General features: G+C 70.2%; 21 protein-coding genes. 7 read left to right on the plus strand and 14 right to left on the minus strand.

Annotated elements, in window-relative coordinates; genetic code table 11:
* Nucleotides 1–28: 28 nt before the first annotated feature.
* The gene (locus O6P37_RS12990; protein WP_264013402.1) at nt 29–391 is read right to left on the minus strand and encodes a DUF1844 domain-containing protein; all 363 of its coding nucleotides are present in this window, start codon (nt 389–391) and stop codon (nt 29–31) included.
* A 232-nt stretch (nt 392–623) separates the two neighbouring features.
* Here O6P37_RS12990 and infC point away from each other — a divergent pair, with 232 nt between their 5' ends.
* The 4 genes from infC to O6P37_RS13010 all read left to right on the plus strand — a co-directional run bounded on the left by infC (nt 624) and on the right by O6P37_RS13010 (nt 2,675).
* On the plus strand, nt 624–1,226 hold the full coding sequence (infC, locus tag O6P37_RS12995; RefSeq protein ID WP_264013448.1) for a translation initiation factor IF-3: 603 nt from the start codon (nt 624–626) through the stop codon (nt 1,224–1,226).
* A gap of 25 nt (nt 1,227–1,251) precedes the next feature.
* Nucleotides 1,252–1,446 (plus strand): 50S ribosomal protein L35, encoded by a 195-nt coding sequence (gene rpmI, locus O6P37_RS13000; RefSeq protein ID WP_264013401.1) that lies wholly within the window; start codon nt 1,252–1,254, stop codon nt 1,444–1,446.
* A 63-nt stretch (nt 1,447–1,509) separates the two neighbouring features.
* Nucleotides 1,510–1,902 (plus strand): 50S ribosomal protein L20, encoded by a 393-nt coding sequence (rplT, locus tag O6P37_RS13005; RefSeq protein ID WP_264013400.1) that lies wholly within the window; start codon nt 1,510–1,512, stop codon nt 1,900–1,902.
* 23 nt (nt 1,903–1,925) lie between these two features.
* On the plus strand, nt 1,926–2,675 hold the full coding sequence (locus O6P37_RS13010) for a TrmH family RNA methyltransferase (protein WP_269894435.1): 750 nt from the start codon (nt 1,926–1,928) through the stop codon (nt 2,673–2,675).
* On the opposite strand, the gene O6P37_RS13015 is transcribed toward O6P37_RS13010, so the two are convergent.
* The 3 genes from O6P37_RS13015 to O6P37_RS13025 form a co-directional block, all read right to left on the minus strand.
* Nucleotides 2,672–3,451, minus strand: coding sequence for an SDR family NAD(P)-dependent oxidoreductase (locus O6P37_RS13015; RefSeq protein ID WP_269894436.1), 780 nt, complete (start codon nt 3,449–3,451; stop codon nt 2,672–2,674). The two genes, O6P37_RS13010 and O6P37_RS13015, sit on opposite strands and share 4 nt — an antisense overlap.
* A gap of 70 nt (nt 3,452–3,521) precedes the next feature.
* Nucleotides 3,522–4,772, minus strand: a complete 1,251-nt coding sequence (locus O6P37_RS13020; RefSeq protein ID WP_269894437.1) for an acyl-CoA dehydrogenase family protein — start codon at nt 4,770–4,772, stop codon at nt 3,522–3,524.
* A 23-nt stretch (nt 4,773–4,795) separates the two neighbouring features.
* Nucleotides 4,796–5,860, minus strand: coding sequence for an oxygenase MpaB family protein (locus O6P37_RS13025; RefSeq protein WP_264013397.1), 1,065 nt, complete (start codon nt 5,858–5,860; stop codon nt 4,796–4,798).
* A 267-nt stretch (nt 5,861–6,127) separates the two neighbouring features.
* On the opposite strand from O6P37_RS13025, the gene O6P37_RS13030 reads away from it, so the two are divergent.
* The 3 genes from O6P37_RS13030 to pheT all read left to right on the plus strand — a co-directional run bounded on the left by O6P37_RS13030 (nt 6,128) and on the right by pheT (nt 10,648).
* The gene (locus O6P37_RS13030) at nt 6,128–7,024 is read left to right on the plus strand and encodes an adenylate/guanylate cyclase domain-containing protein (RefSeq protein ID WP_269894438.1); all 897 of its coding nucleotides are present in this window, start codon (nt 6,128–6,130) and stop codon (nt 7,022–7,024) included.
* A 70-nt stretch (nt 7,025–7,094) separates the two neighbouring features.
* The gene (gene pheS / locus O6P37_RS13035; RefSeq protein ID WP_269894439.1) at nt 7,095–8,150 is read left to right on the plus strand and encodes a phenylalanine--tRNA ligase subunit alpha; all 1,056 of its coding nucleotides are present in this window, start codon (nt 7,095–7,097) and stop codon (nt 8,148–8,150) included.
* On the plus strand, nt 8,150–10,648 hold the full coding sequence (gene pheT / locus O6P37_RS13040; RefSeq protein WP_269894440.1) for a phenylalanine--tRNA ligase subunit beta: 2,499 nt from the start codon (nt 8,150–8,152) through the stop codon (nt 10,646–10,648). The genes pheS and pheT overlap by 1 nt, the downstream gene beginning before the upstream one ends.
* A 30-nt stretch (nt 10,649–10,678) precedes the next feature.
* Here the strand turns inward: pheT and O6P37_RS13045 are convergent, their stop codons facing one another.
* From O6P37_RS13045 to O6P37_RS13090, 10 genes are all read right to left on the minus strand, one after another.
* The gene (locus O6P37_RS13045; protein ID WP_269894441.1) at nt 10,679–11,857 is read right to left on the minus strand and encodes a cytochrome P450; all 1,179 of its coding nucleotides are present in this window, start codon (nt 11,855–11,857) and stop codon (nt 10,679–10,681) included.
* A gap of 118 nt (nt 11,858–11,975) precedes the next feature.
* Nucleotides 11,976–12,821 (minus strand): fumarylacetoacetate hydrolase family protein, encoded by an 846-nt coding sequence (locus tag O6P37_RS13050; protein ID WP_269894442.1) that lies wholly within the window; start codon nt 12,819–12,821, stop codon nt 11,976–11,978.
* Nucleotides 12,822–12,866: 45 nt separating this feature from the next.
* On the minus strand, nt 12,867–13,655 hold the full coding sequence (locus tag O6P37_RS13055; RefSeq protein ID WP_269894443.1) for an SDR family oxidoreductase: 789 nt from the start codon (nt 13,653–13,655) through the stop codon (nt 12,867–12,869).
* A gap of 12 nt (nt 13,656–13,667) precedes the next feature.
* Entirely contained in the window at nt 13,668–14,567 is a 900-nt protein-coding gene (locus O6P37_RS13060) for a dihydrodipicolinate synthase family protein (protein ID WP_269894444.1), read from the minus strand.
* Nucleotides 14,564–15,772 carry an L-2-hydroxyglutarate oxidase gene (lhgO, locus tag O6P37_RS13065; RefSeq protein WP_269894500.1) on the minus strand — a complete coding sequence of 403 codons (1,209 nt, stop codon included), beginning with the start codon at nt 15,770–15,772 and terminating at the stop codon, nt 14,564–14,566. Before lhgO ends, O6P37_RS13060 begins: the two co-directional genes overlap by 4 nt.
* Nucleotides 15,769–16,947 (minus strand): CaiB/BaiF CoA transferase family protein, encoded by a 1,179-nt coding sequence (locus tag O6P37_RS13070; RefSeq protein WP_269894445.1) that lies wholly within the window; start codon nt 16,945–16,947, stop codon nt 15,769–15,771. Before O6P37_RS13070 ends, lhgO begins: the two co-directional genes overlap by 4 nt.
* Complete coding sequence (locus O6P37_RS13075; RefSeq protein ID WP_269894446.1) at nt 16,944–17,444, minus strand: AbrB family transcriptional regulator; 501 nt, start codon at nt 17,442–17,444, stop codon at nt 16,944–16,946. Before O6P37_RS13075 ends, O6P37_RS13070 begins: the two co-directional genes overlap by 4 nt.
* Nucleotides 17,444–19,039 (minus strand): tripartite tricarboxylate transporter permease, encoded by a 1,596-nt coding sequence (locus O6P37_RS13080; RefSeq protein ID WP_269894447.1) that lies wholly within the window; start codon nt 19,037–19,039, stop codon nt 17,444–17,446. The genes O6P37_RS13075 and O6P37_RS13080 overlap by 1 nt, the downstream gene beginning before the upstream one ends.
* Nucleotides 19,040–19,052: 13 nt before the next feature.
* On the minus strand, nt 19,053–19,613 hold the full coding sequence (locus tag O6P37_RS13085; RefSeq protein WP_269894448.1) for a tripartite tricarboxylate transporter TctB family protein: 561 nt from the start codon (nt 19,611–19,613) through the stop codon (nt 19,053–19,055).
* The gene (locus O6P37_RS13090) at nt 19,610–20,590 is read right to left on the minus strand and encodes a Bug family tripartite tricarboxylate transporter substrate binding protein (RefSeq protein WP_269894449.1); all 981 of its coding nucleotides are present in this window, start codon (nt 20,588–20,590) and stop codon (nt 19,610–19,612) included. Before O6P37_RS13090 ends, O6P37_RS13085 begins: the two co-directional genes overlap by 4 nt.
* Nucleotides 20,591–20,601: the final 11 nt, after the last annotated feature.

Consider the following 20,601-nt stretch of genomic DNA (forward strand, 5'->3'; position numbering starts at 1 on the left):
GCTCACCCGGGCAAATGGGTGGCAGAAACTACCAGACGGGGCCGGTGTATTTCTCGCCCGGACCGTGGCCCGGTTCCTCGGGCGCCGCGCTGGCTTCGCGGAACGCCAACTGCAGCGACTTCAGTCCATCGCGGACCGGTCCGGCGTGCGGACCGAGGTATTCGGCCGACGCCGTCACCAGTCCGGCGAGCGCGGTGATCAGCCGTCGGGCCTCGTCGAGGTCGCGGTGCGGGCTGTCGTCGGGGTCCTCGGCGGACAGCCCGAGCTTCTCGGCCGCCGCACTCATCAGCATCACGGCCGACCGCGTGATCACCTCGACGGCGGGAATCTCGGCGAGCTCGCGGACCGGCGGTGTGGCCGCCCCGTCATCGAATGCAGGAAACTCGGTCATGCCTGCTAGACTCGCATGCGCGACCGTCCCGGCTCAGGCCAGGGACAGCAAGTGGAGTCCCACTCCCACCGCTGGCCACGGAGGTATCCGAAGGCTCAGCGGTCCGGTCGGACATCGGTAGATGTCTGTTCTGGTCGGCATGGGCCCTGCTACCAGCAGGGCTTTCTCTGTCTTACGGGCAGAGGCGCTGATGGCGTGGGCTCCTCATAGGTAGACAACTATAGGAGGCCCCATCAGCACTGAGACCCGCGTCAACGAGCGCATCCGCGTACCTGAGGTCCGCCTGATCGGACCGGGCGGTGAGCAGGTGGGCATCGTGCGCATCGAAGACGCCCTCCGCGTCGCCGCGGACGCCGATCTCGACCTTGTCGAAGTTGCCCCGGACGCCAAACCGCCGGTGTGCAAGATCATGGACTACGGCAAGTTCAAGTACGAGACGGCTCAGAAGGCGCGCGAGTCTCGCAAGAACCAGCAGCAGACCGTCGTCAAGGAACAGAAGCTGCGTCCCAAGATCGACCCGCACGACTACGAGACCAAGAAGGGTCACGTCGTCCGCTTCCTCGAGGCGGGGTCCAAGGTCAAGGTGACCATCATGTTCCGCGGACGTGAGCAGTCCCGGCCCGAACTGGGCTACCGACTGCTGCAGCGCCTCGGCGCCGACGTCGCCGACTACGGCTTCGTCGAGACGTCGGCCAAGCAGGACGGCCGCAACATGACGATGGTGCTGGCACCGCACCGCGGCGCGAAGACCCGCGCCAAGGCGGCGCACGACGCCGATGCGCCTGCCGCGCAGCGCGCGAGCGCCGAGCCGGCCGAGCCGCCCAACCCCACCTGATCCGACACGAGAAACCGAGGACGACATGCCCAAGGCCAAGACCCACAGCGGTGCATCGAAGCGATTCCGCCGCACCGGGACCGGCAAGATCATGCGTGAGAAGGCCAACCGCAGGCACCTTCTCGAGCACAAGTCGAGCAAGCGCACCCGCCGGCTGGAGGGCCGCACCACCGTGGCGGCGAACGACACCAAGCGCATCAACAAGATGCTGAACGGCTGAGTGCGCCAACGCACTCCAGGTCGTCCCGACACTTTCCAGCCCGTACGAGAATAGGAATCACCCATGGCACGCGTTAAGCGCGCAGTCAACGCCCAGAAGAAGCGGCGCACCATCCTGGCAGCATCCAAGGGCTACCGCGGACAGCGGTCACGCCTGTACCGGAAGGCAAAGGAACAGCAGCTGCATTCGCTGAACTACGCCTACCGCGACCGCCGCGCCCGCAAGGGCGAGTTCCGCAAGCTGTGGATCTCGCGCATCAACGCCGCCGCACGCGCCAACGACATCACCTACAACCGGTTGATCCAGGGCCTCAAGGCCGCCGGCGTCGAGGTGGACCGTAAGAACCTCTCCGAGATCGCCATCAGCGACCCGGCCGCGTTCACCGCGCTGGTCGAGGTGGCCAGGGCCGCGTTGCCGGAGGACGTCAACGCGCCGTCGGCCGGAGAGGCCGCCTGACACTGTCTGAACGCTCCGCCCGGGTGGCGGCAGCGATCAAACTGCACCGACACGTCGGACGCCGCCGCGCCGCACGTTTTCTCGCCGAGGGACCCAACCTGGTCGAGTCAGCGTTGCGGCGCGGAGTGGTTTCCGAGGTGTTCGCGACGGAGTCCGCGGCGGAGCGCTTCGGCGACCTGCTGAACGGCGCGCCGTTGCACCTGGTCACCGAGCGTGCGGCGAAGGCGTTGTCGGACACCGTCACCCCGGTCGGACTGGTCGCGGTGTGCGAGTTGCCCACCGTGACCCTCGCCGACGTGCTGGCCGACGGGCCGCGGCTGGTGGCGGTACCGGTCGAGATCTCCGAGCCCGGCAACGCCGGCACGCTGATCCGCCTCGCCGACGCGATGGGCGCCGACGCGGTGGTGTTCACCGGGCACAGCGTCGATCCGTACAACGGCAAGTGCCTGCGCGCCTCGGCGGGCAGCATCTTCACCATCCCGGTGATCTCCGATCCCGACGCCGTCGCCGTGGTGGGGGAGTTGACGACCGCCGGGCTGCAGGTGCTGGCCACCACCGTCGACGGCGAGATCGCCCTCGACGCGCCCGAACTCGCCGCCGCCCTGACTGCGCCGACCGCGTGGCTGTTCGGCCCCGAAGCGCACGGACTGCCCGCCGAACTGGCCGCGCTGGCCGACCACCGGGTGCACATCCCGATGCCGGGCAATGCCGAGAGCCTCAACGTGGCGTCGGCGGCGTCGATCTGCCTGTACCAGAGCGCGCGGGCCCGCTAGTTCGACTTCAGCAGCCGCTCGGACACCTGCAGCATCAGCGTCCGGGGAGTGAACCGGTACCCGGTCGCGAGAAGTGAGTTCTTCCAACCGGACACCACGGTCGGAGTGGACTTGTCCAGCGCGGACATCGCGGTGTCCACCACCTGCTTGGAGGTCTGCCTGCCGCTGGTGAGGAACTCCTCGCCGGTGCGGGCGAAGAACTCGGTCTCCGTCGCGCCGGGGCACAGCGCCAGCACCCGGACACCCGTGCCCTTGCACTCCTGCCACAGCGCCTCGGTGTACGACAGCACGAAGGCCTTCGTCGCGCCGTAGACGGCCATCCCGGGCGTCGGCTGGAACGCCGCGGTGGACGCCACGTTGACCACCACGCCGTGGCCGCGCTGCGTCATCGCGGGCAGGAAGCGCGCGGTGAGATCGACCAGCGTGCCGCAGTTCAACTGGATCTGGGCGGCGTTCGGCTCGGGCGGCTGGCCGACGAACGCCCCGTGCAGGCCGACGCCCGCATTGTTGATCAGCACGTCGACCGTCCGGCCGAGCTCGCGGACCTTGGCCTCGAGTTCGGCGCCCGAGCCCGGCTCGGACAGGTCGGCCGCGACCACGTCGACCGTCAGGCCCGGATGGGCCGCCAGCAACGTGTCGCGCAGCGCGGCGAGTTTGTCCGTCCGCCGCGCGACGAGCACGAGATCGGTGCCGCGGCGCGCGAGCTGGACGGCGAACTCCTCGCCGATGCCTCCGCTCGCGCCGGTGATCAGTGCGGTGTCGTTGCTGAGGTCCACCTGGCGCTCCTGCGGTCGTCGGTGGGACCAGGCTAGCCCTTCGCGCGTCCGCGGGGGTCCGGCGGCAGAACTACGCCAGCAGCCCGCGCGCCACGTGGGTGATCTGCACCTCGTTGCTTCCCGCGTAGATCATCAGCGACTTCGCGTCACGCGCCAGCTGCTCCACCCGGTACTCGGTCATGTAGCCGTTGCCGCCGAACACCTGAACGGCCTCCATCGCGACATCGGTGGCGGCCTGCGAGCAGTACCACTTGATGGCCGAGGCCTCAGCCAGAGAGATCGACGTGCCGGTCTGCGCGGCCTCGATGACGCGGAACAGCATGTTGCGCACGTTGATCCGGGCGACCTCCATGCTCGCCAGTTTCAGCTGGATGAGCTGGAACTGCCCGATCTCCTGACCCCACAGGGTGCGGGTCTTGGCGTAGTCCACGCACAGCCGCAGGCACTCCTCGATGACGCCGAGGGCCATCGCGGCCACACCGATGCGCTCGGCGGAGAAGTTCGACCGGGCGCTGGCTCTGGAATCGGAGACGTCGCCTCCGGTGCCTTCGCTCTCGCCGAGCAGCCGGTCGCGGCCGAGGCGGACGTTGTTGAAGAACAGCTCACCGGTGCGCGAGCTGTGAATGCCCATCTTGCGGAACGGTTTCGACTGGACGAAGCCCTCCATGCCGCGGTCGAGCACGAACGTCAGCACCTTGCGGTCGCGCTTGCTCACGCTCGGGTCGCCCTCGTCGAGCTTGGCGTAGACGACCACCACGTCGGCGTCGGGGCCGTTGGTGATGAAGGTCTTCTGCCCGTTGAGGATGTAGTCGTCGCCATCGCGCACCACATAGGACTTCATGCCGCCGAACGCATCCGAACCCGAATCGGGTTCGGTGATCGCCCACGCGCCGACCTTCTCGTAGGTGACCAGGCCGGGCAGCCACCGCTCCTGCTGCGCGGGCGTGCCCCGGCTCATGATGGTCGGCACCGTCAGGCCAAGGCTCACGCCCATTCCCGCGACGATGCCCATGCAGACCCGGCACAGTTCGCTGACCAGGACGAAGCCCATACCCGCCTGGTCGGGGCCGCCGCCGAACATCCCGCCCGAGGCGCCTCCGCCGCCACCGTCACCGCCGCCGTCGCGCAGCCGGGCCAGCCGCTTGTCCAGCGATTCACGCGCCATCGCGTCGATCCCGAACGCCGCGAACAACTTCCGGATGATCGGATACGGCTCCATCTCGCCGCTCTCCAGCGCGTCGACGTGCGGACGGATCTCCTTGTCGACGAACTCCCGAACCGCGTCGCGCACGGCGATGTCCACGTCTGACCAATCCAGCATGTCGTCAGTCTCCCAGAGGTGGCTCAGGCCGCCGTGCGGCGGGCGCGGGCCGGGCGGAGACCGGCGAGCGAGAACGTGGTGTGCACCAGCGAGCCGGCCCGGTCAAGGATCGTCTTGCCGCGCGGCACGTAGTGCATCGGCAGCCCGCGGCGGTCACGCGGCGGTCCCATGAACGCCGGGGCCTCGACCAGTGGCGCGTCGTCGGGCAGCCGGCCCTGGGCCCGCCGGTAGGCCGCCAGCGCGCGCGGATGCAGCCGGATCTCGTCGGGGACCGCGACGAACGCCAGCTCGACCAGCTTCCCGAACAACCGCAGCACCACCTCGTCGCCGGGCGTCCACCGCATGCCTGCCTTCTCCCGGACCGCGGGGTCGAACAGTCCCGCGGCGATCCAGCGCTGCCCCGCCACCATCGGCCTGAACAGCTGATCCCACAGCGGCGTCGGCATCAGCACGAACCGCGGCTTGGGGATCCGGATGTCGAAGATGTCCAGGGTGGCCTTGTTGATCTCGAGCTCCTCGCGGCACTTGCGGTCCCAGTACTCGCAGAAGTCCTCCCAGGTCTCCGGGACCGGTCGCATGCTCATGCCGTACATCGAGTACCACTGCACGTGCTCGGCGAAGAGCTGGCGCTTCTCGGCCTCGGTGAGCCCGCCGCAGAAGTACTCGGCGGTCTTGATGATCAGCATGAAGAAGGTGGCGTGCGCCCAGTAGAACGTCTCGGGATTGAGGGCGTGGTAGCGGCGGCCGTCGCCGTCGATGCCCTTGATGGTGGTGTGGTAGCCCTTGATCTGCTCACCGGTCTGGGTGGCGCGCGGGCCGTCGTAGACGACGCCCATGATCGGGTAGACCGAACGCGCGACGCGCTGCAGTGGCTCGCGCAGCAGCACGGAGTGGTCCTCCACGCCGGCGCCGAGCTCGGGATACATGTTCTGGATGGCGCCGATCCACACGCCGAGCATCCCGGTGCGCAGGTCGCCGAAATACTTCCAGGTCAGCGACTCGGGACCCAGGGGTTCGGGTGCCGTGGCGCGACGGTGCAAGCGGGCGGTGCCGGAGCTGCCGCCGAGATCGTCCGGTGTCGTGGCCATCTGTCCTCGCTGACTCCAAACCCACGGTGTGTCCCCACGATAGTGCTGACAACGCCCGTTGTCGACGATTGACGCAGGCGTCGAAGAACCCTGTGACACAGCTGCTATCGACTCGGCGCACGCTCGTGACCAGCCGCTTCGCGCACGTGACCGGCGTGCGGTGGGGCCCGCCGGCCGCCGCGCCCCGCAACGATCGTGCGCACAGTGGCCCGGCGTTTCGCCTTCAGTCGATTGCCGGGCAACGAAACCGGCACCTAGGCTGGCGCCGTGAATGTCGAATCGTTCGAGGAACGATCCGGCCGAAACGGTGAGATCGAACAGGTGCCCGATCCCTCATCGGACGGCAGCCAGGGACCGCGCGGATGGCTGCGCAGGACCAACCACAGCCCGGGCCTCATCAACTTCGTGAAGCGCGCCCGGCGCGCGCTGCCCGGCGATCCGGAGTTCGGAGATCCGCTGTCGGCCGCGGGCGTCGGCGGCCCCCGCGCCGCCGCGCGCGTCGCCGACCGGTTGCTCGACCGCGACGCCGCGTCGCGCGAGGTCAGCCTCGGCGCCCTGCAGGTGTGGCAGGCACTGACCGAACGGGTGTCGGGCAAGCCGGCCAACCGCGAGGTGACGTTGGTCTTCACCGACCTCGTGGGATTCTCGCCGTGGTCGCTGCGCGCCGGCGACGACGCCACACTGCGCCTGCTGAGGCGTGTCGCGCAGGTCGCCGAGCCGCCGCTGCTCGAGGCCGGCGGCCACATCGTCAAGCGGATGGGCGACGGCATGATGGCCGTGTTCACCGACCCCGTCGTGGCGGTGCGCGCGACGATCACGGCGATGGACGCGGCCAGGGCCGTCGAGGTGGACGGCTACACCCCGCGGATGCGGGCGGGCGTGCACACCGGCCGACCGCAGCGGATCGGCTCGGACTGGCTGGGCGTGGACGTCAACATCGCCGCGAGGGCGATGGACCGGGCGACCCGCGGCGGGCTGGTCGTCTCGCAGACCACGCTGGAGCGGATTCCCGACGACGAGTTCGACGCGCTCGGTGTCACGGTCAAGCGGCAGCGCAGGCCGATCTTCACCACCAAGCCGGACGGCGTTCCGTCCGATCTGTCCATGTACCGCCTGCGCAGCCGCAGGGGCCACGAACCCGCCGACGAATCGGCCGACGACTGACCGGACGGCGGCTGGGCGGGCGCACCTGACGGGCGCGGGGGCCTTTCCGGTGATCCCCTATGATCGCCGGGTGGCCGAGCAGCCCGATGACGTGGCCGAAACCCTGTCCGAAGAAGCGCTGACCGAGGCGGTCAGCGCTGCCCGGCACGCCTTCGAGCTGGCCACCGACCTCGATGCGCTGGCCAGGGCCAAGACCGAACACCTGGGCGACCGCGCACCGATCGCGCTGGCCCGCCAGGCGCTCGGCGGGCTGCCCAAGGCCGAGCGCGCCGACGCGGGCAAGCGGGTCAACGTCGCGCGGACCGAGGCGCAGCGCAGCTACGACGACCGCCTCGCCGTGCTGCGCGCCGAACGGGACGCCGCGGTGCTGGTGGCCGAGCGCATCGATGTGACGCTGCCCTCGACGCGGCAGCCCGTCGGCGCCCGGCACCCGATCACGATCCTCGGCGACCACATCGCCGACACCTTCGTCGCGATGGGCTGGGAACTGGCCGAGGGCCCCGAGGTCGAGACCGAGCAGTTCAACTTCGACGCGCTGAACTTCCCGCCCGACCATCCCGCGCGCAGCGAGCAGGACACCTTCCACATCGCGCCGGACGGCTCCCGTCAGGTGCTGCGCACGCACACCTCGCCGGTCCAGGTCCGGGCGCTGCTGGAACGCGAGCTGCCGGTCTACATCATCTCGATCGGCCGCACCTTCCGCACCGACGAGCTGGACGCCACCCACACCCCGGTGTTCCACCAGGTCGAGGGGATGGCAGTGGACAAGGGGCTGACGATGGCGCACCTGCGCGGCAGCCTCGACGCGTTCGCCAGGGCGCTGTTCGGGCCGCAGGGCCGCACCCGGTTCCGGCCGCACTTCTTCCCGTTCACCGAACCCTCCGGTGAGGTGGACGTCTGGTTCGAGGGCAAGAAGGGCGGTGCGGGCTGGGTGGAGTGGGGCGGCTGCGGCATGATGAACCCGAACGTGCTGCGCGCCTGCGGGATCGACCCCGACGTCTACTCCGGGTTCGCCTTCGGCATGGGACTCGAGCGAACCCTGCAGTTCCGCAACGGCATTCCCGACATGCGCGACATGGTCGAGGGTGACGTCCGGTTCTCGCTGCCGTTCGGGGTCGGCGCCTGATGCGCGTTCCCTACAGCTGGCTGCGTGAGGTCGTGCGCGCCGGTGCACCGGACTGGGACGCCACGCCTGAGGAGCTCGAGGCGACGTTCATCCGGATCGGTCACGAGGTCGAGGGGATCATCCCCGTCGGTCCGGTGACGGGTCCGCTCACCATCGGCCGTGTCGCCGAGATCGAGGAGCTCACCGAGTTCAAGAAGCCGATCCGGGCGGTGAAGGTCGACGTCGGGGAGCCGGAGCTGCGCGACATCGTCTGCGGCGCGACCAATTTCGCCGTCGGCGACCTCGTCGCCGTGGCGCTGCCCGGCACGGTGCTGCCCGGCGACTTCAGCATCGCCACCCGCAAGACCTACAGCCGCACGTCCGACGGCATGATCTGTTCGACCTCCGAACTGCGGCTGGGCGCCGACCAGGCGGGAATCCTGGTGCTGCCGCCGGGCACCGCGGCTCCCGGCGACGACGCCGTCGAGGTGCTCGGTCTGGACGACGTGGTGTTCGACCTCGCGATCACACCCGACCGGGGCTACTGCCTCTCGGTGCGGGGGATGGCCCGTGAGATCGCCTGTGCCCACGACCTGGACTACGCCGATCCCGCCGAGGTGCCCGCCCTGCCCGTCGAGGGTGAGGCGTGGCCGCTGACCGTCCAACCCGACACCGGCGTGATCCGCTTCGGCCTGCGTCCGGTCACCGGCATCGATCCCGCCGCGGTGTCGCCGTGGTGGCTGCAGCGCCGCCTGATCCTCTGTGGCATCCGGGCCATCTCGCCTGCGGTCGACGTCACCAACTACGTGATGCTCGAACTCGGCCACCCCATGCACGCTCATGACCGCAGCCTGATCAACGGCGGGTTCGACGTCCGGCTGGCCCGTGCGGGGGAGACGGTGGTCACCCTCGACGATGTGAAACGCACACTCGCTGCCGGCGACGTGCTGATCGTCGACGACGCGGCGACCGCAGCGATCGGCGGCGTGATGGGTGCGGGCACCACCGAGGTCCGCGATACCACCACCGACGTGCTGCTCGAGGCCGCGGTGTGGGACCCGGCCGCGGTGTCGCGGACTCAGCGCCGGCTGCGGCTGGCCAGCGAGGCCGGCCGGCGCTACGAACGTTCGGTCGATCCGGCGATCTCCGTTGCCGCGCTCGACCGCTGCGCGGCGCTTCTGGCCGAGATCGCCGGCGGCACACCCGAACCCACGTTGACCGACTGGCGGGGTGATCCGCCGCGCGAGGACTGGTCCCAGCCCGCGGTGAGCATGGCGGTCGACCTGCCCGATCGCATCGCCGGTGTCGACTACGCCGACGGCACCACGCCGCGCCGGCTCACCCAGGTGGGCGCCGAGGTGACCGTCGACGGCGATCGGCTCACCGCGATCCCGCCGAGCTGGCGGCCCGACCTGCGGGAACCGGCCGACCTCGTCGAGGAGGTGCTGCGGCTGGAAGGGCTGGAGGTGATCCCCTCGGTGCTGCCCGCCGCGCCGCCCGGCCGCGGCCTGACGCCGGTCCAGAAGCGGCGCCGGGCGGTCGGGACGTCGCTCGCGCTGGCCGGTTTCGTCGAGATCCTGCCGTCGCCGTTCCTGCCCGCCGGGGTGTTCGATCAGTGGGGGCTGGCCGCCGACGACCCGCGGCGGCGCACCACCGAGGTGCTCAACCCCCTGGAGACCGACCGGCCGCACCTGGCCACCACCCTGCTTCCCGCGCTGCTGGAGACGTTGACCCGCAACGTGTCCCGCGGCGCGGTCGACGTCGGGCTGTTCGCCGTCGCCCAGGTGGTGGAGCCGACGGAGAATACCCGTGCGGTCGACCGCATCCCCACCGACCGGCGACCCACCGCCGAGGAGATCGCGGTTCTCGACGCGTCGCTGCCCCGTCAGCCCGAGCACGTCGCCGTCGTGCTGGCCGGTCTGCGCGAACCGGCAGGTCCCTGGGGTCCCGGCCGGGCGGTCGAGGCGGCCGACGCCTTTGAGGCGGTGCGCGCCATCGGGCGGGCCGCCGGTGTGGACTTCGCGTTGCGGTCCGGTGAGCGACTGCCCTGGCATCCGGGCCGGTGTGCCGAGATCCTGGTCGGCGACGTCAGTGACGGCGTGGTCGTCGGCCACGCCGGTCAGCTGCATCCCGCGGTGATCGAGCGGGCCGGCCTGCCCAAGGGGGCGTGCGCGGTCGAACTCGACCTCGACGCGGTGCCGATCGTGGAATCGCTGCCTGCTCCGTCGGTGTCGCCGTTCCCGGCGGTGTTCCAGGACGTCAGCCTGATCGTCGAAGAGGACGTCGCGGCGCAGAGCGTGATCGCTGCGGTGCGTGCCGGCGGGGGCCCGCTGCTCGAGGACGTCCGGCTGTTCGACGTGTACACCGGCCCGCAGGTCGGCGAGGGCCGCAAGTCGCTGGCCCTGGCGCTGCGGTTCCGGGCCACCGACCGCACGCTCACCGAGGACGAGGCCAGCGCGGCGCGTGACGCCGCGGTCGCGGTGGCGGCCGAGCGGGTCGGCGCGGTGCAGCGCCGCTGAGCTGTGCCCGGTGGCGCCGCGCCGCCCGTGTCAGGCCACAAGCAGGCGAGCCGGGCTGCGGCCCAGCACCTGACGCCACGGAATCTCCGCCGGTGCCTCGGTCAGCCGCAGCGGCGGATCAAGCGCGAGAACCGATTTCACACACTCGTGCACGGTCACCTTCGCCAGCGCCGTGCCGAGGCAGTAGTGCACCCCGGCGCCGAAGTTCATCAGCTTGGGCGCGTCCGGCCGGGTGAAGCGGGCGGCGTCGAACTGATCCGGGTCGTGCCAGGCCGTCTCGTCGCGGCAGGCGGCGGCGATGCACAGGAACACCATCGAGCCGGCCGCAAGCGACACCCCGTACACCTCGATCGGCGCCACAGCGGTGCGTGGGATCAGCGGGATGCTGGGCTCCATGCGGATCGTCTCCGTGACCGCGCTCGCCATCAGGACGTCGTCGTCACGCGCTATCCCGTCGCGGTGCTGCAGCGCCACCAGCAGGCTGCACGGGATCTGGCTTCCGGTGGTGTCGTGGCCCGCGACCAGGAGATTGGCGATCATCGTGACGGTCTCGTCGTGGGTGAGCCGTTCACCGTCGGCCTCCGCGGCCAGTAGGGCGGTGATGAGGTCGGGTCCCGGGTCCTGCGCCCGGCGGGCGGTCAATTCGTCGACGTACGTGTGCAGTTCGGTGATGGCGGTCGTCGCGGCCGCGATCTGGTCGGCGGTCATGACGAAGAAGACGGGGCTCAGCGCGTCGGCCCATCGGGCGAACACCGCCACATCGGCGTCGGGTACCCCGAGCAGCCGGCAGATCAGCCGGGTGCCCAGCGGCGAGCACGCCGCGACGAGGTCTCCGCCGTCGCGCACCGCGTCGGCCGCCTCCTCGGCCATGACGGTCGCGGTGGACCGCAACGCCGCGACGGAACGGGGTGTGAAGGATTTCGAGACCAGGGAACGTATCCGTCGGTGGTAGTCGCCTTCGGTGGTGAACATCAACCGGCCGTACCAGTCGCGCAGTGGACCGTCGGTGATACCCATGACATCGAAGAGCGTCAGCCCGATTCCGTTGAGCCGTGGGTCGTGTGCCAGCGACTCGACGTCGTCGTGGCGCAGGACGACGGTGGCTCCGGTTACCTCATCGGTGGCCAGTGGCCCGTGCTGGGCCGCCTCGCGCAGTACCCGGTGCATGTCGGTGGTGAACGATCCTGTCAGGTCGACCGATGTCGCCATGGCGCCTCCTCCGTCGCCCCCATTGTCCGGCCGCGACGACGCTCGGCGGCCCGCAATGGACGTAAGAGGACGGGACCGCTTGACGACTCAAGAAGTTGCTGAGCGCGAGCCGGTGCGGCTACCGCACCGGGTTCGTCAGGTCGGCGAGTCCGTCGCCGAGTTCGCACCGCACCACGTCGCCCGCCTCGATGCCGACCGCGCCGGGAGTACCGGTCGACAGGATGTCGCCCGGGTAGAACGGCATCACCTGGCTGTGGAAGCTGAGCAGCTCGGCGGGGGAGAACGTCATCCCCGACACGGTGTCCTTGCGGTGCACCGCGCCGTTGTGGATGGTCGCGACACGCAGGTCCGCCAGAGGCCCGTGGGCGAGCACCTCGTCCATGGTGATGAGGTCGGGGCCGAACGCGAAGAAGCTCGGGTAGTTCTTCACCCGGGTGAGGTAGCGCGGGTTCTCCAGCAGCACGGCCTCGGCGGTCTGGTCGAGCACCGGCACCACGCCCGCCACATAGGACAGCGCCTCCTCGACACCCACCTGATAGCACGTCCGCCCGATCACCAGTCCGAGTTCCGCCTCCGAGGTCACCTTGCCGATCCCGGGCGGCACCACGATGGGCTCTCCCGGGCCGACGATCGTGTGATCGCCCTTGATGAACGACGCCGGCGACGTCCGCGGGGCCTGCTCGCCGAGATCGCCTGCGTGTGCGCCGTAGTTCAGCCCGATGCCGAGGATCTTGCGGGGGCGTGTCCACGGCGCGAGCACCGGCGCGGCGGGGTCGGCACACGCGTCGTCGGAGACGCCGGCGGCCACGGCGGCGGCGAGTGCGTCCAGCGCGCCGGTCTCGAGCAGCGCCATCAGGCTGTCGGGCGCGCCGGGCAGCACGCGGTCCACCCGGGCCAGGCGCCCATCGGCCAGTGCGACGCAGGCGGTGGGTCGGTCATCGAGTCGAACGGTACGGAGGCGCAACGGAACTCCCTGAGACGAAGTGGTTACTGGTGTGGGTGGTTGATTTCAGACGACGCTGCGGATCAGGCCGCCGTCGACGCGGATCACCGCGCCGGTGATGTAGGACGCGCGGTCGCTGCACAAAAAGGCCGCCACGTCGGCGTACTCGTCGGGCCTGCCGTACCGGCCCAGCGCCATGGTGGCGGCGCTGTCGCGTGCGACGTCCTCGACGCTGCGGTCCTCGCGGGCCGCCCGGCGTTCGTCGAGGAACTGCGTGCGGTCGGTGGCGATGCGGCCCGGCACGATCACGTTCGACGTGATGCCGTCCCGCCCGACCTCGTCGGCGAGGGTCTTCGACCAGGCGTGCAGGCTCGCCCGCAAAGTGTTCGACAGCCCCAGGTTCGGGATCGGGCTGAGCGCGCCCGACGACGTCGAGGTCAGGATGCGGCCCCAGCCGCGTTCCCGCATGCCCGGCACCACCCGGTCGGTCAGCGCGATGACCGACAGCACCATCTTCTCGAAGCTGTCCCGCCAGGTGGCGTCGTCCTGGCCGGCCACCGGGGTGGGTGGCGGGCCGCCGGTGTTGTTGACCAGGATGTCGATCGGCCCGAGGGTGCGTTCCACCTCGGCCACGGTGGGCTCCCGCCGGCCGGCGTCGCCGAGGTCCCACACCAGGGGCAGCGCCTTGCCGCCGGCCTCCTCGACCTTCGCGGCGGTGGCGGCCAGGGCGTCCTGCGACCGGCCGGTGACCGCGACGGCGGCGCCCTCCTGCGCGAGGCGCACCGCGATGGCGCCGCCAAGGCCGCCGCTGCCGCCGAGCACCAGGGCGGTGCGTCCGGTGATGCCGAGATCCATGTCGAAGTCCCTTCAGCGAGGCGCGGATTGGGTTGCGGGCACGCTGCTCAGATGCTGTTCGAGCAGCGGCACCAGTGATGCGGGCAGCGGTGTGGCGGGTGGCCGAACGCGTGCGCAGGCGATCACCCCGCGCCGGCGCAGCAGCTCCTTGCGGATCGCCAGGCCGACGCGCAGCTGCCCTTCGAAGTTGGCCAGCGGCAACCACGGCGCCCATGCCTCCCGGGCGGCGCGGAATCCGCCGTCGCGGTGGGCGCGCAACACCGCCGCCAGCGCGGCCGGATGGCTGAAGCCCGTCATGGCGCCCGCCGATCCGGCGGCCAGTTCGTCGAGCAGTCCGACACCGCCGAGCCCACCGAACACCGGCACGTCGAGCCGGGGTGCCAGGTGGGCGATCGCGACGGACGTGGGCGGCGTCTCGGATTTCACGCCGACCGCGAACGGGCACGCCCGGACCAGCTCCACCACCTGCTCGTCGGTCACCCGGATCCCCGACACGACGGGATAGTCCTGCACCAGCACGCCGATTCCGGTGCCGTCGTGCAACCGCCGCATGGCCTCCGCGGCCACGGCGGGGTCGGCGTCACCGATCTGAGCCATCAGCGCCACCGGCGGCCGGGACACCGCCCCGAGCAGTCGCTGCGCCTGCGCCACCACGGCGTCGGGGTCCCGTTCGGAGAGCCCGAGCACGTACGGCAGGTCGGTGGCCGCCGCGACGGTCTGCGCGACGGCGTCGGCCTCGTCGGGTCGCAGGGAGGCCGCCTCGCCGAACACGCCGAGCGCGACCAGACCGCCGCAGCCGTCCTCGGCGAACGACGCGACCTCGTTGCGCAGTGATTCGAGGTCGATGTCGAGGTGGTCGTCGAACGGAGTGGCCAGCACTCCCCAGAGGCCGCCGGCGATGACGTCGGTCACGGGCGGCCCTCGAGGGTGGAGACGACGTGCTCGGCGATGGCGAGCGCGGACGTGGCCGCCGGCGACGGCGCGTTGCGCAGCACCACGATCCGGTCGCGGATGCTGATCCGGAAGTCGTCGACGAGTCCGCCGTCGGCGTCGAGCGCCTGCGCGCGGATCCCCGCCCGGCCCGGCACGACGTCGTCGTCGCCGAGTTCGGGGACGTAGGCCCGGGCGGCCGCGACGAACCGCCGCTTGCTCAGCGAGCCGTACATCTCGCGGATCCCGGTGCGCCAGTGCTGCCGGGCGAACCGCCAGAACGCCGGGGTGCGGGCGACGCCGGCGAGATCGGCGGGGGACACGTTGCGCCACGTGTAACCCTCGCGGGCCAGCGCGAGCACCGCGTTCGGGCCGATCAGCACCTCACCGTCGACCCGCGGCGTGACGTGGACGCCGAGGAACGGGTAACGCGGGTCGGGCACCGGATACACCAGGCCGTTGACAAGCCCGCGGCGCTCCGGCTTGAGCGCGTAGTACTCGCCGCGGAACGGCATGATCACCGGATCGGGTCCGTCGCCGGCCATCTCGGCCAACCGGTCGCTCTGCAGGCCGCCGCAGGCGACCACCTGATCGAAGGCGCTCTCATCCGTCCCGCCTGCGGTCCGCGTGGTCAGCACCACCTCGGATCCCTTGACCTGCATCCCGGTCACCTCGTGGCCGAGCAGGATCTTCGCGCCGGCGGCGACGGCGTCGGCGGCGAGAGCCTGGGTCACCTCGGCGAAGTCGACGATCGACGTCGACGGCGAGTGCAGTGCGGCGACGCCGCGGACGTGCGGTTCGAGTTCGCGCAGCTCGCCGGGGCCGATGATCCGGATCCCGGGCACGCCGTTGGCGCGGGCGCGGTCCTCGATGTCGGACAGCCGGGCCCGTTCCACCTCGTCGAGGGCGACCAGCACCTTGCCGCAGGCGATCCGGCGGATCCCGCGCTCGGCGCAGTAATCCTCGAGCAGGCGCACCCCGCGCCGGCAGAGCAGCGCCTTCTGTGAGCCCGGCTGGTAGTAGAGCCCGGCGTGCACGACGCCGCTGTTGCGTCCGGTCTGGTGCGACGCGAGGCGGTCCTCCTTGTCGAACACCGTCACCTCGGCGTCGGGCCTTCGGGCCAGGATCTCGCGGGCGACGGCGGCACCGACGATGCCGCCGCCGATCACGGCCATCCGCTGGGTCATCGGCATCCTCCCGAGGGTGCGTAACCGGCGAAGACCGCGTCCTGGTCACCGCCGAGTGAGGGTGGCGCCTCGCGGCGCGGATCGCCGTGTTCGGACAGCTGCAGCGGCGACGCGGGCATCTCCAGGTCACCCAGCGTCGGGTGCGGCAGTGTCAGCACCATCGACTCGCGGACCTGCGCCCAGTCGTAGACCTCGGGCACGGTGCGAATGCGGCCCGCGGGCACACCCGCCGCGTCGAGCGCGGCGAGCACCTCCTCAGCGGTCCTGTCGGCGAGCAGGGCGTCGATCTCCTTCTGTAGCGCGTCGGCCCGGCCGACCCGGTCGATGTTGGTGGCGATGTCGGGGCGGTCGGCGTCGAGGCCCACGATCGGCGCGAACTTGCGCCACAGCGATTCCGACCCGACGGCGATCACGATATCGGCGTCCTCGCACCCGAACACCCCGTACGGCGCGATGGACGGATGGCGGTTGCCCGTGAGCACCGGTTCCACGCCGGCGGAGAGCCAGCCGACGCCGTGGAACACGTGCACCCCGACCACCGCCGCCAGCAGCGAGGTCTCGACGTGCTGCCCGCGGCCGGTGTGCTCCCGCGCCCGCAGTGCGGTCATCACCCCGAACGCCCCGAAGAGTCCGGCCAGGATGTCGCACATGGGCAGCCCCACGCGTTGCGGGGTGCCGCCGGGCTGTCCGGTCAGCGCCATCAGGCCGGCCTCGGCCTGGACGATCTGGTCGAAACCGGGCCGCGCGCCGTCCGGTCCGCCCTTGCCGAATCCGGTGATGGACAGCGTCACCAGCCGGGGATTGAGCTCGCGCAGCCGGTCGAGGCCGAGCCCGAGCCGGTCGAGCACCCCGGGCCGGTAGTTCTCGACGAGCACGTCGGCCTGCGCGACCAGCCAGCGCAGCCGGTCGGCGCCCTCGGCCGATTTGAGGTCGAGCACCACCGAGCGCTTGTTGCGGTTGGCGCTCATGTAGTACGCCGACTCCCGGTGGCCGTTGCGGTCGACGTAGGGCAGCCAGCCCCGGCTGTCGTCGCCTCCCGGCGGTTCCACCTTCACCACGTCGGCGCCGGCGTCGGCCATCATCATCGTGGCGTACGGACCGGCCAGTGCGCGGCTGAGATCGACCACCCGGATGTCGGCGAGCGGTCGGGGTGCGGGCCCGGTTGCATCCGTCATCCGCGTCCTCCCATCAGTTTCAGGCCGACCGACATGAGCACGATCACCGAAGTGATGCGCAGCACGTGCACGGTCAGCACGATCGGAACATTGGCGCCGGCGCCGGCGGACAGCGCGCCCATCTGGGCGATGCCGCCCGGTGCGGTGGCCAGTAGCGCGGTCATCGAATCGAACGGGGTGAATTTCCACAGCAGCAGCGCCGCGAGCAGCCCGAACACCAGGAAGGCGACGACGGTCACGACGATCGGCACCACCGCCGACCGCAGTTGGGTCAGCGTCTCCTGGTTGACCCCGGTGCCCAGCAGCCAGCCGAGCACGGCGTAGACGATCCACTTCCCGACGGAGGGGATCTCGAACGCCGACGAGCTGAAGATGTTGACCAGTGCGACCCCCACCATGGCCCCGAGCAGAGGCGCGGCGGGCAGGTGGAGCAGGGTGGCGATGCCTGCGCCGATCACCGCTGCCGTCGCTGTCAGCAGCAGTGAGCCGATGTTCATCAGACGTGTTCCCGGTCGTCGTCATTGAGTGCGTTGCCGTCGCGACCGGCAGCCTTGCCCTCGGCCGTCTGTCGACGGCGCATCGAGACGAGTTGCAGCGCGGACTGTGTCGCGCGGCGCATCGGATTCTTGATGAACGGGATCGCGAACAGCAGCACGATGAACGCCAGAATCCCCAGCGAGGTGCTCCGTTCGACGAAGACGCCCAGGCTGCCGCCGGAGATCACCATCGTCTGCCGCAGCGACTCCTCGGCCAGCGGACCCAGCACCAGGGCGATGATCAGCGCGGCCGGGGACAGCCCGTACTGGCGCATGAAGAATCCGAGCACGCCGCAGGCCAGCATGATCTGCACGTCGAGCAGGCTCTTGTTCACCGCGAAGGTGCCGAGCGCGCACAGCAGGATGATGATCGGGCCGAGCACCCGGAACGGCACGCGCGCGATGCTGGCGAACGCCGGGATGCAGAAGACGTTGACACCCAACAGCATCACGTTTCCGAGGAACATGCTCGCGATGAGACCCCAGGCGAACTCCGGGTTCTGCTGCATCAGCAGCGGACCCGGTTGCAGGCCCCACATCAGGAATCCGCCGAGCAGCACGGCGGTCGCGCCGCCGCCGGGGATGCCGAGTGTCAGCAGGGGCACCATGGCGCCCGAGGATGCCGCGTTGTTGGCCGACTCCGGGCCGACCAGCCCGGCCATCGCGCCCTTGCCGAATTTCTCCGGCGTCCGCGATACCGATTTCTCGACGTTGTATGCCATCAGCGAGGCGACGGTGGCGCCGGCGCCCGGCGTCAACCCGACACCGAATCCGAGGAACGAGCCGCGCAGCGTGGGCCCGACGGACTCACGGACATCCGTGCGGGTGGGCCAGAATCCGCGGCTGCGCGCCGACACCCCGAAGAACTTGAGCTCTTCGAGGTGGCCGCCCCGCCACAGCGTGTGCATCACCTCACCGACGGCGAACAGTCCGATCGCGACGGGGATGAAGTCGATGCCGTTGATCAGGTCCACCGAGCCGAAGGTGTACCGCTGGCCGCCGCCGCCGATGTCGATGCCGACGGTGCCGATCGCGAAGCCGATGAGCGCCGACAACGCGCCGAGCATCTTGTTGCCGCGCAGGATCACGATGACGGTCAGCAGGCCCGCCATCACGACGAGGAAGTACTCAGGGGGACCGAAGGTCTTGGCGAACTCGGCGGTCACCGGCGCGGCCACACTGAGCAGCACCGCCCCGATGGTGCCCGCCACGAACGAGCCGACCGCCGCCATCACCAGCGCGGGCCCGGCCCGCCCCTGTTTGGCGAGTGGATAGCCGTCGAACGTGCTTGCCACGGTGGCAGATTCGCCCGGTGTGTTGATCAGTACCGAGGTGATGGTTCCGCCATACATGGCGCCGTAGTAGACGGCGGCCAGCATCACGATGGCGCCGGTCGGGTCGAGCCCGAACGTCACCGGAAGCAGGATCGCCAGCCCGGCGGACGGGCCGACTCCGGGGATGACGCCGACGATCATGCCGATCATCACACCGCCGAAGAGCAACAGCAGGTTCTGCACCGTCAACAGGGCGGTGATGCCGGTCATCAGGTCGAACATGGTGGGACGCTCCTCAGCCGATCGGCAGAATTCCCTGCGGCAGACCGACGTTGAGGCCGGTCTGGAACGCCAGGTACAGGAGGACGGGCACGGTCACCGCGATGATCAGCGACCGAACGTGGTGCTTCGGATCGAGGAACCACAGGGTGACGGCCAGGAACAGCACCCCGGCCAGCGCGGCGCCGAGGACGCCGAGCAGCGCGACGAACACCGCGGCCGCGATGGTGAATGCAACCAGCGCGACCGGATGCCGGCCGAGGTCCGGTTCGGCGGCCTCGTCGGCGGCCTCGGCCTGGCTGACGGGCTTGGCCGAGGGCCTCGAAAGCACGTCACGCACAGCGGCGATGACGATGACGGCGATCGCGGTGAAGCCCAGGATGCGGGGGAACACGCCGGGGCCGATGCGGCCGGCCTGGGTGCGCCACTCCATGCCCATCGCGATCTCGGTGTAGAAGGCGAACGCGATGAGCAGCACACCGAGGAAGGTGAGTCTCGGCCAGTTGACCACCCGCTTGGGCTCGGTGGACTCGGACACGGCTGCGGTCGCCATGTTGAACGGGGTCGTCGCGGTCACAGCGCGCCCTGTTCCTTGAGCGTCTTCTCGAACTCTGCGGTGGTGGTTTCGAGGTAGGCGGTGAAGTCGTCGCCCCACAGTTCGTTCTTGGTGAGGTAGTTGTCGGCGAGATAGGCCTGCCACTCCTCGGTCTTGACGACCTCCTTCATCGTCTTGATCCACCAGTCGCGGGCGTAGTCCGGGGCGTCGGGCGGGAGGATGAAACCGCGCGGCATGGACGGCAGGTCGGCCATCCCCTTCTCGGCGCCGGTCGGGACGTCCGGCAGCTTCTGCAGGCGCTCCTTGCCCGTGAACAGCACGGGCGTCATGTCACCGGACTCCACCTGGCCCAGGATCGACCCGGGGTTGGAGATCATCGAGTCGAGCGCACCGCTGAGCAGTGAGGTCTGCACCTGGCCCTCTTCGTTGTAGGGCACGTACTCGATCTCGTAGCCGGCGTGCTCGGCGATCAGCGACTGCAGGATGAAGTCGACGTTCACCGTGCCGATGCCACCGACGACGACCTTGCCCTTGTTCTTGGCGTAGGCGACCCAGTCCTCGAAGGTGCGGATGCCCTTCTTGCCGTCGACGAGCAGCAGCGCGTCGTCGGTGGCCATCAGGCCGACGTGGGTGAAGTCCTTGTAGGTCCAGCCCGGGTCGGCCTGCAGCGGGGTGGTGAGGAAGGACCCCGACGTGGTCGACACGTCGTATCCGCTGCCGCGCTTGCTCAGCAGGTAGCCCCATCCGGTGGCGCCACTGCCGCCTTCGCGGTTCTCCACGGCGATGTCGTTGGGGTAGAGGTTCTTCTCCTGGATGATCTGCACGAGCTTGCGGGCCATCATGTCGTTGCCGCCGCCGGGGCCGAAGGCGATGGTCCAGTCCAGTTCCTGGGACGGGTAGTCCTCGGCGGATCCGGAGTTGCCGCTGCCGGCGTTGCACGCCGACAGCACCAGGGCGGCGACGGCTATCAGCGCGGTGATGATCGCTTTGAGTCGCATGGTGTTCTCCT

Source organism: Mycobacterium hippophais (assembly GCF_027529605.1).
Lineage (GTDB): Bacteria > Actinomycetota > Actinomycetes > Mycobacteriales > Mycobacteriaceae > Mycobacterium > Mycobacterium arseniciresistens.